At 74.6% G+C, this 11,822-nt stretch carries 10 protein-coding genes; 4 read left to right on the forward strand and 6 right to left on the reverse strand.

The window, feature by feature from the left end:
* Positions 1–633: SseB family protein (locus tag ACWEN3_RS29820; RefSeq protein WP_452976894.1), on the reverse strand; the 633-nt coding region annotated here is incomplete at its 3' end.
* A 206-nt stretch (positions 634–839) separates the two neighbouring features.
* On the opposite strand from ACWEN3_RS29820, the gene ACWEN3_RS29825 reads away from it, so the two are divergent.
* Positions 840–1,742: a serine hydrolase gene (locus tag ACWEN3_RS29825; protein ID WP_452976896.1), complete on the forward strand. Its 903-nt coding sequence runs from the start codon at positions 840–842 to the stop codon at positions 1,740–1,742.
* 9 nt (positions 1,743–1,751) lie between these two features.
* Here the strand turns inward: ACWEN3_RS29825 and mycP are convergent, their stop codons facing one another.
* Complete coding sequence (mycP, locus tag ACWEN3_RS29830; protein ID WP_452976878.1) at positions 1,752–2,936, reverse strand: type VII secretion-associated serine protease mycosin; 1,185 nt, start codon at positions 2,934–2,936, stop codon at positions 1,752–1,754.
* Positions 2,933–3,682 (reverse strand): hypothetical protein, encoded by a 750-nt coding sequence (locus ACWEN3_RS29835; protein ID WP_452976880.1) that lies wholly within the window; start codon positions 3,680–3,682, stop codon positions 2,933–2,935. Before ACWEN3_RS29835 ends, mycP begins: the two co-directional genes overlap by 4 nt.
* 1,660 nt (positions 3,683–5,342) lie before the next feature.
* Here ACWEN3_RS29835 and ACWEN3_RS29840 point away from each other — a divergent pair.
* Positions 5,343–6,545, forward strand: coding sequence for an amino acid deaminase/aldolase (locus tag ACWEN3_RS29840; protein ID WP_452976882.1), 1,203 nt, complete (start codon positions 5,343–5,345; stop codon positions 6,543–6,545).
* A gap of 6 nt (positions 6,546–6,551) precedes the next feature.
* Here ACWEN3_RS29840 and ACWEN3_RS29845 read toward each other — a convergent pair whose 3' ends face one another.
* From ACWEN3_RS29845 to ACWEN3_RS29855, 3 genes are read right to left on the reverse strand one after another with little or no spacing between them, the layout of a single operon-like run.
* Positions 6,552–7,334 (reverse strand): 3-oxoacyl-ACP reductase, encoded by a 783-nt coding sequence (locus tag ACWEN3_RS29845; protein ID WP_452976884.1) that lies wholly within the window; start codon positions 7,332–7,334, stop codon positions 6,552–6,554.
* Complete coding sequence (locus tag ACWEN3_RS29850) at positions 7,331–8,704, reverse strand: aldehyde dehydrogenase family protein (RefSeq protein ID WP_452976886.1); 1,374 nt, start codon at positions 8,702–8,704, stop codon at positions 7,331–7,333. Before ACWEN3_RS29850 ends, ACWEN3_RS29845 begins: the two co-directional genes overlap by 4 nt.
* Before the next feature lie 11 nt (positions 8,705–8,715).
* Positions 8,716–10,080, reverse strand: coding sequence for a glutamine synthetase family protein (locus ACWEN3_RS29855; protein WP_452976888.1), 1,365 nt, complete (start codon positions 10,078–10,080; stop codon positions 8,716–8,718).
* Between the two features lie 96 nt (positions 10,081–10,176).
* Here ACWEN3_RS29855 and ACWEN3_RS29860 point away from each other — a divergent pair, with 96 nt between their 5' ends.
* Positions 10,177–10,914, forward strand: a complete 738-nt coding sequence (locus tag ACWEN3_RS29860; RefSeq protein ID WP_452976890.1) for a FadR/GntR family transcriptional regulator — start codon at positions 10,177–10,179, stop codon at positions 10,912–10,914.
* Positions 10,915–10,979: 65 nt separating this feature from the next.
* On the forward strand, positions 10,980–11,666 hold the full coding sequence (locus ACWEN3_RS29865) for a gamma-glutamyl-gamma-aminobutyrate hydrolase family protein (RefSeq protein ID WP_452976892.1): 687 nt from the start codon (positions 10,980–10,982) through the stop codon (positions 11,664–11,666).
* Positions 11,667–11,822 lie beyond the last annotated feature (156 nt).

Genomic DNA, 11,822 nt, shown 5'->3' on the forward strand with positions numbered 1-11,822 from the left:
GGCGGCGAGCCGCCCGGCGACCGCGCGGGCGGCCTCGGCGGGCGCGGCGGCCAGGTCGAGGACGAGGACGAGGGTGCCGTCCGCCTGCCCGGGGCCGAGGTGGGCGCGCAGCACGGCCGGCTCCGCCGCCACGGCCGAGCGCACGGCCTCGACGACGGCCGGGTCGGTCAGCGGGTCGGTGCTGGTGCGGCCCTCGGCGAGAGCGAGCAGCACCGGTCCGGTCAGCTCGAAGGGCACCGGCCCGGCGAGGTCGAGCACGACCGTGTCGGCCTTCTCGTGCGCGGCGGCCTGGAGCGCCTGGTGCAGCGGTACGGCGACCGGCCGGGCCTCGGGGTCCCAGCGGGCGAGGGAGTCGGTGGAGGTGAAGGCGGGCAGGGCGGTGCGGTGGCCGGCCTTCAGGGTGGGGACGGCCATGTCGCTGGTCTTCTCGCGGCGCAGCCCGTTCTCGTCCTCCTCGACCTCGCCGAGCACGGCGACGACGGGGACGAGCAGCCGGGCGCCCTTGAGCGCCTCCAGCACGGGCGTCAGGGCGGCGCGGTCCTCGGCCCAGGCGGCGAGCGCGGCGCTCAGCCGGGGGTCGGCGGAGCCGTCGTCGTCGGAGAAGCCGGGGTCGGGAATGTTCTTGTTCGCCACGGTCACCGACCCTATCGGGGGGAAGCGGCGGTGCTCGTCCGGGGCGGCGCGCACGGGGCGGCGCCCCTTTCACACGAATCTCAGGCGTCCCTGAGCCCGGTCTCACGTCCGCCCCACGCGGCGCACAGCTCCCGCCCCGAGCATCGCCGCCAGAGTCCCCCGGAGCCCGCTCCCGCCGCCGTGCGCGCCCGTCCCGGCGCCGTCCGCTGCTGTCCACCGCGCTCGCCCTCGTCGCCGTCGGCGGGGTCACGGCCGGCGCCACCGTCTGCGCGAAGGCGCGGGCGCACCCGGGGACCGCGGCCGTATCGTCGTCGGCGGTGCCCTCGGCCTCCTCGGCCGGGGCGGACGAGGAGGCGTCGGTGGAACCCGTGACCGAGGCCGCGGCGGTGGACCGGACGGCGCTGCTGTCGAAGGCGATGGCGGCGGTGACCGTGCCGTCGGGCGCGAAGGTGTCGGCCGCGGTGCTGGCGCTCGACTCCGGCGAGAGCGCGGTGTACGGCGCGGCCGCCTTCGACACGGCGAGCATCGTCAAGGTCGACATCCTGGCCGCGCTGCTGCTCCAGGCGCAGGACGCGGGGCGGCGACCGACGGCGGCGGAGCGGGCGTACGCCACGAAGATGATCGAGGACAGCGACAACGCGTCCGCGACGGAGCTGTGGCACACGATCGGGCAGGCGGCCGGGCTGGACGCGGCGAACCGGCGCCTCGGGCTGACGGGCACCTCCGGCGCCCGGGGCGGGCTGTGGGGGCTGACCCAGACGACGGCCGCGGACCAACTGGTGCTGCTGCGGCAGGTGTTCGGGGCGGACTCGAAGCTGAGCGCGGCCTCGCGGACGTACGTCCGGGGGCTGATGGAGTCGGTCGAGGCGGATCAGCGGTGGGGGGTCTCGGCCGCCGCCGACGGCGGTTCCACGGCCCTCAAGAACGGGTGGCTGCCGCGCAGTACGACCGGGCTGTGGGTCGTGAACAGCGTCGGGCGGGTGACGGTGGGCTCGCGCGCGTACCTGGTGGCAGTGCTGTCGAAGGGGACCGTCAGCCAGGCGCGGGGGATCTCCCTGGTGGAGGATGCGGCCAGGGCCGCGGTGTCCGTGTTCGCGCCGGTGCCGTAGGGAGCCGCGTCAGAGGGACTGCCTGCGGCCCCGCCACAGGATCACCCCGGCCACCAGGAGGACCCCGCCCACGCTGCCCGCGAGGGGGCCCGCCCAGTCGGACGCGCTGCTCGTGGCACTGGCGGCGTCCGGTCCGGGGCCGAAGTACTTCTTGGCGTACGTCGCCGGGCGCAGGGTCTGTGGCTTCAGCCGGTCGGCCGCCTTCAGCGCCGCCACCGGGTCGATCATGCCGAAGCCGCGTGAGTCGTCCCGGCCGCCGGCGGGCGCGTCCCGGGCGGTGTCCTCCAGGAGCTTCTTGATCTGGGCCGGGGCGAGGTCGGGGTGGGCGGACTTGATCAGTGCCGCCGCCCCCGAGACGAAGGCGGAGGCCGCGCTGGTGCCCCAGCCCTCGTAGTACTTGTGGTCGGGGTCGGCGATCACGACGTCGACTCCGGGCGCGCTGACGGCCGCGTACCAGCGACGGGTGGAGAAGGAGGCGCGGGTGCCGTAGCGGTCGACGGCGGTGGCGGCGATGACGCCAGGGTAGGCCGCGGGGTAGGAGACGTGGTCGCCCTTGTCGCCGCCGTTGCCCGCGGAGGCGACGACGACAACGCCCTTCTTCAGGGCGTACTGCACGGCCTCGTCCTCGCTGGGTTCGGGGTGCGCGGAGGCGGAGTCGTCGCCCAGGGAGAGGTTGATGACGTCGGCGCCGTGGTCGGCGGCCCAGCGGATGCCGTCGGCGAGGGCGTTGCCCCGGCTGGTGCGGGCCTTGGTGCGGGCGGAGTCGCCGTCCTCGAGGATCACGCGGACGGGCAGGATCCTCGCCTCAGGGGCGACGCCGACGACGCCTTCGGCGCGGCCGGGGCCGTGGCCGTGTCCGGCGATGATGCCCGCCATGGCGGTGCCGTGCCGGGCCCAGTCGCGGTCGCCCTGCCGGGCGCCGAAGCCGATCATGTCCTTGGCGGGCAGGACGTTGCCGGCGAGGTCGGGGTGGTCGGCCTCGACCCCGGTGTCCAGGACGGCGACGGTGACGCCCCGGCCCTTGGTGGTCTGCCAGGCCTCGTCGAGGTGGAGGGCGGACAGGCCCCACTGCTGGGCGCGGATGCCGTCGGCGTGGGCGGCGGACGGGAGCAGGGCGAGGGAGCCGGCGAGCAGCAGGCTCGCCGTGGCCCCGGACGCGCGCATGCGGCGCCGGCCGCGTGTCGATCGCCTCATGAGGGGGTCTCCGTGGCCGGGCCGGTGGTCCGGCGCAGGCGCCGCTCGACGCAGTCGGCCCGGCCCTGCGCCTCGTTGCCGAGGCCGGCCTGGGCCGGTGCGGTGGTGACGCCGGCGCGGACGGCGTCCGCGGCGGGCTGGGGCGCGCCGACACTGCGGCCGTCGGCCCAGCCGGAGACGGCGTACAGGACGACGGGGGCGTCGGTGAGGACGGATATGGTCCAGGACGCGCGCTGTTCGTCGCCGAACCCGGCCGCTGCGGTGCCCTTGGCGGCGTACGGCCGGGGCATCAGGTCGGTGCGCCGGTCCAGCCGCTCGGTGCGGAAGCGGGCGGCGAGCGCGGACATGGCGGCGGGGTCGGCCTTGGTGAACAGCAGTCCGACGGTGGTGACGTAGCTCTGGGTGGCGTCGGTGTAGGTCGCGCGCAGGAGCCGCTGGCAGCCGGCGGGGGCGAGGACCTTGCGCAGCAGCGGGTCGAAGGCGTCGGCGCAGCCGCTGTCCGGGGCCACGGCGATCCGGGTCCAGGCGCGGTCGGCGCCGCCGGGGCCCGCGCCGGTGCCCTCGACGGTGGCCGGGAACAACTGGTCGACCGGGACGCTGTGCCAGAACGTGGCGGCGGCGGCGAACCCGTGTCCGGGGGTGCCGCCCCCGCCGTCCCCCGTGAGCCAACTCCCGGTGACGGCACCGCCGATGAGTCCGAGACCCAGCACCAGGCAGACGGCCGCGGCGACGGTACGAGACCCCACCCGAAGCCCCCTGCGCTCCCGGAACACCTCGGGCTCCCCGAACGACACGACAGGCCGAGCAGCCACACCGGCACTCCAGGAGAGGGCGGGGTCGGGGGCGGTGGGGGGCGGAGGGCTCGCGGGGTGCGCGGGCGCGGTGGGGAGCGTGGACGGCGGAGGGCTCGCCGGGTGGGTCGGCGCGACCGGGACTGCGGACGGCCGGGGGCTCTTCGGGTGGGCGGAGGCGGCGGGACGCGAGGGGCCCGAGGAATGCGCCGATCCGACGGGGGTCTCCGGCGGCCGAGTGCTCGCGGGGCGGCCCGGCGCGACGGGTGCCGCGGGCGGCCTGACGGAGGGGGCCGGCGCGACGGGCGCCGCGGGCGGTTGGGGGCTCACGGAGTGGGCCGGCGCGGTGGGGTTCCAGGCGGTCGTCCGGCGTGTCGATTGCGCCGGGCCGGCGGACCCCGCGGCGGAGCCGAAGCCGTCGCGTCGTTCACCGGCAGCCGTGCCGTCGGCGCGACGTCCGGCCGCCGGGGGAATCGGACGGAGCCGGGCCGTCGTCTCGGAGGGCGTCTCCGCCGGCACTCCGGCCCGCCGTGACTCCGGCCCGGGCTCCTGTGCGGGCCGCCCCGAACCAGACGCGCCACCACCGCCGGAACGACCGGAATCGGCTGCCCCAACACCCTCGGCGCGCGCCGGACCCGCCGCACCGACGTCATCAGGACGCCCCGGCCCAGCCGAGCCGGCGCCACCGGCACTCACGGGACCGGCTGAGCCCGCGCCGCCAGGACGCCTCGAACCGACCACGCCGGCGTCACCGGAGCGCGCAGAACCGGCGGCCCCGGCACCAACGCCAGCGACGCCACCGACGCCCATCGGACCGACGGAGCCGGCACCCTCGGCGCGCCCAACTCCCGTACGCGGCGGGGTGTCGGGAAAGCGGGCCGAGGCCGGCGGGGGTGGGGGGCTCACGGGGTCGGCGGCCTCGGGCACGGCGAGGTTCCGGAAGGCACGGCCCTGCTGGGCGGCCCTCCCTGCACGGTCCGCCCTATCCGACAGGTCCGCCCTCCTCGAACGGTCCGCCCCATCCGACAGGTCCGCCCGCCCCGACCGGGCCCCCCGCCCGGACTGGTCCGCTCGCCCCGACACGTACGTCCTCTCCGGCGTGGAGTTCTCGGCCAGTGGGCTGTCGGTCCGTGTCCCCCTATTCGCGGGTGTCGGGCGCGGGGTGAAGACGGACGGCTCCTCGGTGTCGTCGGGGGAGGGAGACCCCGCCGTGGGGGTTCCGGCACGGCCGGCCGGCGTGGCCGGAGCCGGTACGGCCGGCGTCGGCCGCTGGGGCGCCGGGTCGGGGTCGGGCGGGGACGAGGGGCGCGGAGGGACGGGGGCGTGGCGCGCTTCCGTGCTCATGCACCCCCCGTTTCCTCGTGCCCGGGCCGTCTCTCGTACGCGGGCCGCCGCACCTGTTCGGCCGCGCCCGGTGTGAAAGCTCCGTCCGGGCACGCATACCCGTACGGCCGGACCGGCATCCCGGTTCACCTGGTGGGCCGGTGCGTTCCGCCGTACGTGCGCGTCACTCTACGGGTTGCCGGGGACCGGGACGGAACCAGTCCACGGGCCCGGGGCATCTGCCCGGAACGTCCCCCTACCCTGCGGTAATCGTGTCTGGCAGGCTTCCGTCATGACTGCGCGCGCCGCCGACCGGGCCCGTTACGACCGGGCCACCGCCCATCTCGACGCCCCTCTCGCGATCGTGGATCTGGAGGCCTTCGACGCCAACGCGGCCGATCTGGTCCGCCGCGCCGCCGGCAAACCGGTCCGGGTCGCCAGCAAGTCCGTGCGCTGCCGGGCCCTGCTGGAACGCGTCCTGGCCAGGGAGGGGTTCCAGGGCATCATGTCGTTCACCCTGGCCGAGTCGCTGTGGCTCGCGCGTTCGGGGTTCGACGACATCCTGCTGGCCTATCCCTCCGCCGACCGGTCCGGTTTCGCGGAGCTGGCCGCCGATCCCAAGCTCGCCGGTGCGGTCACCGTCATGGTGGACGACCTCGCGCACCTCGATCTCATCGACGCCGCCCGCGACGGGGGGCGTGAAGTGGTGCGGGTCTGCCTGGAGTTGGACACCTCGCTGAGGCTGCTGGGCGGCCGGGTGCGGGTGGGCGCGCGCCGCTCCCCGCTGCACTCCCCCGGCCAACTCGCCGAGCTGGCAAGGGCGGTGGCCCGGCGTGCCGGCTTCCGGCTGGTGGGGATCATGGCGTACGAGGGGCACATCGCGGGAGTGGGTGACGCGGTCGCCGGACGGCCGCTGCGCTCCCGTGCGGTCCGGCTGATGCAGGCCACGGCCCGGCGGGAACTGGCCGAGCGCCGTGCGGCCGTGGTCCGGGCGGTGCGCGATGTCGTGCCCGGCCTGGAGTTCGTGAACGGCGGCGGCACGGGCAGCGTGCAGCACACCGCCGCCGAGGACGCGGTCACCGAGATAGCGGCCGGCTCGGGCCTGTACGTGCCGCGCCTCTTCGACAACTACACCTCCTTCACGGGCCGGCCGGCCGCCCTGTTCGCGCTGCCGGTCGTCCGGCGACCCGGCGTCGGGGTCGTCACCGTGCTGGGCGGCGGCTATCCCGCCTCCGGCGTGGCCGGCCCCGACCGGCTGCCGGTGCCGTACCTGCCGGAGGGGCTGAGGTACGACCCGCAGGAGGGTCCCGGCGAGGTGCAGACGCCGCTGCTCGGCTCCCCCGCCGACGACCTCCTCATCGGCGACAAGGTGTGGTTCCGGCACGCCAAGGCGGGCGAGCTGTGCGAGCGGTTCGAGGTGCTGCACCTCGTCGAGGGCGACGAGGTGACGGCGGCCGTGCCCACCTACCGGGGCGAGGGCCGCACGTTCCTCTGACCTCCCCTACAGCGGTGTGACGTAGGCGCCCGCGATCCCGCCGTCGACCAGGAAGTCGGTGGCGTTGACGAAGGAGGAGTCGTCGCTGGCCAGGAAGGCGACGGCGGCGGCGATCTCCTCGGCCTCGGCGAACCGGCCGACCGGGATGTGCACCAGGCGGCGGGCGGCCCGCTCCGGGTCCTTGGCGAACAGCTCCTGCAGCAGGGGGGTGTTGACCGGCCCGGGACACAGGGCGTTGACCCGGATGCCCTCCCGGGCGAACTGCACGCCCAGCTCGCGGGACATGGCGAGGACGCCGCCCTTGGAGGCGGTGTAGGAGATCTGGCTCGTGGCCGCGCCCATCCGTGCCACGAAGGAGGCGGTGTTGATGATGGAGCCCTTGCCCTGGCGCCGCATGTAGGGGATGGCGGCCTTGCAGCACAGGTAGACGGAGGTCAGGTTGACCTCCTGGACGCGCTTCCACGCCTCCAGGCCGGTCTCCAGGATGGAGTCGTCGTCGGGCGGCGAGATACCGGCGTTGTTGAAGGCGACGTCGACGCTGCCGTAGGTGTCGTACGCCGTCCTGAACAGCGCCTCGACCTGCTCGGGGTCGGTGACGTCGACCTTCACGAAGAGTCCGTCGACCTCGTCGGCGGCGGCCTTGCCGCGGGTCTCGTCGACGTCCGCGCAGACCACGTGGGCGCCCTCGGCGGCGAGGCGGCGGGCGGTGGCGAGGCCGATGCCGCTGCCGGCTCCGGTCACGACGGCGGTACGGCCGACCAGGCGGCGGCAAACAGATTCTGCGGTCACTGTGCGGGGCCCTCCGTGCTGATGAAGACGTTCTTGGTCTCGGTGAAGGCGGTCAGGGCGTCGGGGCCGAGTTCGCGGCCGAGGCCGGAGTGCTTGAAGCCGCCGAACGGGGTCCAGTAGCGGACGCTGGAGTGGGAGTTGACGGACAGGTTGCCGGCGCGGACGGCCTGGGAGACGCGCAGGGCGCGGCCGAGGTCCCGTGTCCAGACGGAGCCGGAGAGACCGTAGGGGGTGCCGTTGGCGAGGCGGATCGCGTCCTCCTCGTCGGTGAAGGGCAGGAGGACGGCGACCGGGCCGAAGATCTCCTCGCAGGCCGCCGGGCTGTCGTGGCGCTCCCCGGTGAGGACCGTCGGCGGGAACCAGAAGCCGGGGCCGTCGGGTGCGCCGCCGCGCAGCGCGGGCGCGTCCTCGGGGACGTACGACCGTACGCGGTCCAGCTGCTGACGGGAGATCAGCGGGCCCATCTGCGTCTTCTCGTCGGCCGGGTCGCCGACGACCACGGCGGCCAGCGCGTCGGCGAGGAGGTCCCGGGCCTCCTCCAGCACGCTCTCCTGGACGAGGAGGCGGGTGCGGGCGCAGCAGTCCTGGCCGGAGTTGTCCAGGAAGGAGAAGGGGTCGAGCGCGGCCTTCAGGTCGGCGTCGGCGAAGACGACGTTGGGGCTCTTGCCGCCGAGTTCCAGGGTGACCGGCTTGACCAGGCGGGCGCAGCGCTCCATGACCTCGCGGCCGGTGCGGGTGGAGCCCGTGAACACGATCTTGGCGACGTCCGGGTGGTCGACCAGGGCGCGTCCGGCGGTGTGGCCGTGGCCGGGCAGCACCTGGAAGAGGTGCTCGGGCAGACCGGCGTCCAGGGCGAGTTCGGCGAGGCGCAGGGCGGTGAGCGGGGTCGTCTCGGCGGGCTTGAGGACGACCGCGTTGCCCGCGGCGAGCGCCGGGAAGGAGCCCCAGGCGGCGATCGGCATGGGGAAGTTCCAGGGGGCGATCACGCCGACCACGCCCAGGGGTTCCTGGAAGGTGACGTCCCAGCCGCCGGGCACCGGGATCTGCCGGCCGAGGAGGCGTTCGGCGCCGCCGGCGGCGTAGTGCAGCAGGTCGCGGGCGTTGCCGGCCTCCCAGCGGGCGTTGCCGATGGTGTGACCGGCCTCGCGGACCTCCAGCCGGGCGAGCTCCTCGACGTGGGCGTCGACGACGTCGGCGAAGCGGCGCAGCAGCCGGGCCCGGTCGGTGGGCGGGAGTGCGGCCCAGCGCGTCTGGGCCCGTGCGGCGCGTACGACGGCGGCGGCCACGTCCTCCTCGGTGGCGGCCGCGACGGTGGCGACGACCTCCTCGGTGGCGGGGTTGAGGACCTTCAGCTCGTGCGGGTCGGACACGTGTTGACCTTTCACAGGCGTTCGAAGGAGCGGCGCAGCTCCCAGTCGGTGACCGCGGCGTCGAAGGCCTCCAGTTCGACGCGCGCCATGTTGCGGTAGTGGGTCACGACCTCGTCGCCGAAGGCCGCCTTGGCGATCGGGCTGTTCTCCCAGAGTTCGGCGGCCTCGCGCAGGGTGGTCGGGACGTGCGCGAATTCGGCGGTGTAGGCGTTGCCGGCGCAGGGTTCGGGGAGTTCGAGCTTCTGCTCGATGCCGTACAGGCCGGCGGCCACGAGTCCGGCGACGGCGAGGTAGGGGTTGACGTCGCCGCCGGGCAGGCGGTTCTCGAAACGCAGGGAGCGGCCGTGGCCGACCACGCGCAGGGCGCAGGTGCGGTTGTCGTGGCCCCAGGCGACGGCGGTGGGGGCGAAGGAGCCGGGCTGGAACCGCTTGTAGGAGTTGATGTTCGGGGCGTAGAGGAGCGAGAAGTCCCTCAGCGCGGCGAGCTGTCCGGCGAGGAAGTGGCGCATGACGTCCGACATGCCGCCCTCGCCGTCCCCGGCCATGGCGTTGGTGCCGTCCGCGTCGGCGAGCGAGAGGTGGATGTGGCAGGAGTTGCCCTCGCGCTCGTTGTACTTGGCCATGAAGGTGATCGAGACGCCCTCCTGGGCGGCGATCTCCTTGGCGCCGGTCTTGTACAGGGCGTGCTGGTCGCAGGTGACGAGGGCCTCGTCGTAGCGGAAGGTGATCTCGTGCTGGCCGGGGTTGCACTCGCCCTTGGCGGACTCGACGGTGAGACCGGCGCCGGCCATGTCGTTGCGCAGGCGGCGCAGCAGGGGCTCGATGCGGCCGGTGCCGAGGACGGAGTAGTCGATGTTGTACTGGTTGGCGGGCGTGAGCCCGCGGTAGTTCGCGTCCCAGGCCTGTTCGTAGCTGTCCTTGAAGACGATGAACTCGAGTTCCGTGCCGGTCTGGGCGGTGTAGCCGAGTTCGGCGAGCCGGTCGAGCTGGCGGCGCAGGATCTGGCGGGGGGCGGCGACGACCGGCGAGCCGTCGTTCCAGGCGAGGTCGGCGACGAGCAGGGCGGTGCCGGGGTGCCAGGGGATGCGGCGCAGGGTGGACAGGTCGGGGTGCATGGCGAAGTCGCCGTAGCCCCGGTCCCAGGAGGACATCGCGTAGCCGTCGACGGTGTTCATCTCGGTGTCGACGGCGAGGAGGTAGTTGCAGCCCTCGGTGCCGTGCTCCAGGACCTCGTCGAGGAAGAAGCGGGCGGCGAACCGCTTGCCCTGGAGCCGCCCTTGCATGTCGGGGAAGGCCAGGACGACAGTGTCGATCTCACCGCTCGCGACAAGGGCGTGCAGTTCCTCGACACTGAGCGGGGGTGTGCGGTCTGCCACGGGAGAGCCTCCTTCGGCGCCTTCGCGCTTCTTCGGCCGGGCCGGGAGCCATAAGGTATTGCTCAGAACCATTGCTTGGGAAGGGGGTGCGGCCGGATGTCGTGGGAGAGGGAGGCCCACGGACCGGGCGACCGGCTCGCTCCGGTGCTGCGGCCGGTGCGGGCGGGCAACGGCTTCGAGGAGGCGCTGGAGCAGATCCTCCAGGTCGTGCGGCTCGGCCTGGTGCCGGGCGGCGAGCGGCTGCCGGCCGAGCGGGAGCTGGCGGAACGGCTCGGGATCAGCCGGGTGACGCTGCGCGAGGTGCTGAAGGTGCTGCAGGACCAGGGGCTGTTGGAGTCCCGGCGCGGGCGCTACGGCGGAACGTTCGTGCTGCCGCGTGCCGACGCGGGCGGCGAGGACGAGCTGCGGCGGCGGATCGCCGAGGTCGACGTCGAGGACGTGCTGCGCTTCCGCGAGGTGCTTGAGGTCGGCGCGGCCGGGCTGTGCGCGGCGCACGGGCTCACCGGCGAGCGGGCGGACCGGCTGCGCGAGGCGCTGGCCCGCACGCACGACGCTCCGCTCGCCGACTACCGGCGGCTGGACACCCTGCTCCACCTCACCCTCGCCGAGCTGTGCGGTTCCGCGTCACTGACGGCGCAGTACGCGGCGGTGCGGGCCAAGGTCAACGACCTGCTCGACTGCATCCCGCTGCTGGTGCGGAACCTGGAGCACTCCCAGCGGCAGCACACCGCGCTGGTGGAGGCGGTGCTGGACGGGGACGCGGACGGGGCGCGGGAGATGATGCGCGAGCACTGCGCGGGTACGGCGGCGCTGCTGCGGGGCTTCCTGACCTGAGCGGACTGATGCAAAGGTGTGAGCATGGACCTTTGGATGGGCCGTGGGACTACTGGGAGGGCGGCGTGAGCGGACGACCTTTGATCGGTGTGAGCACGTATCTGGAGACCGGCGCCCGGTGGGGTGTGTGGGAGCTGGAGGCCGCGCTGCTGCCGGCCGGCTATCCGCGTCTGGTGCAGCGGGCCGGGGGGCTCGCCGCCCTGCTGCCGCCCGACGCGCCCGCGCAGGCCGCGGCGGCGGTGGCCCGGATCGACGGGCTGGTGATCGCGGGCGGCCCGGACGTGGACCCGTCCCGGTACGGCGCCGGGCGCGACCCCCGTACGGGGCCTCCCGCCGCGGCCCGCGACGCGTGGGAACTCGCGCTGATCGGGGCCGCGCTGGACGCCGGTCTGCCGTTGCTGGGCATCTGCCGGGGCATGCAGCTGCTGAACGTGGCCCTCGGCGGGACGCTGGTGCAGCACCTCGACGGCCACGCGGAGGTGGTGGGCGTGTTCGGCGGCCATCCGGTGAAGCCGGTGCCGGGGACGGTGTACGCCGGGATCGTGCCCGAGGAGACGACCGTCCCGACCTACCACCACCAGTCCGTGGACCGTCTCGGCGCGGGGCTCGTGCCCTCGGCCCACGCGGCGGACGGCACGGTGGAGGCCATCGAGCTGCCGCCGGAGCGGGGGTGGGCGCTGGGCGTGCAGTGGCATCCGGAGATGGGCGAGGACCTGCGGGTCGTGCAGGCGCTTGTCGCTGCCGCGGGCTGAGCGGGTTGCTTCGTTCGGCTTGCGGTCGTCTGTGGGGTGCGGGTGCGTGGTGACCGGCGCGTTCGGCTTGCGGCCGGCTGCGGAGCGGCGCCGTTCGGTTTTCGACCGGCTCAACCTCAACCCGCCCAACGTCCACTCCCGTTCGCGCTCCCTGAT

The organism is Streptomyces sp. NPDC004561, from assembly GCF_053602155.1.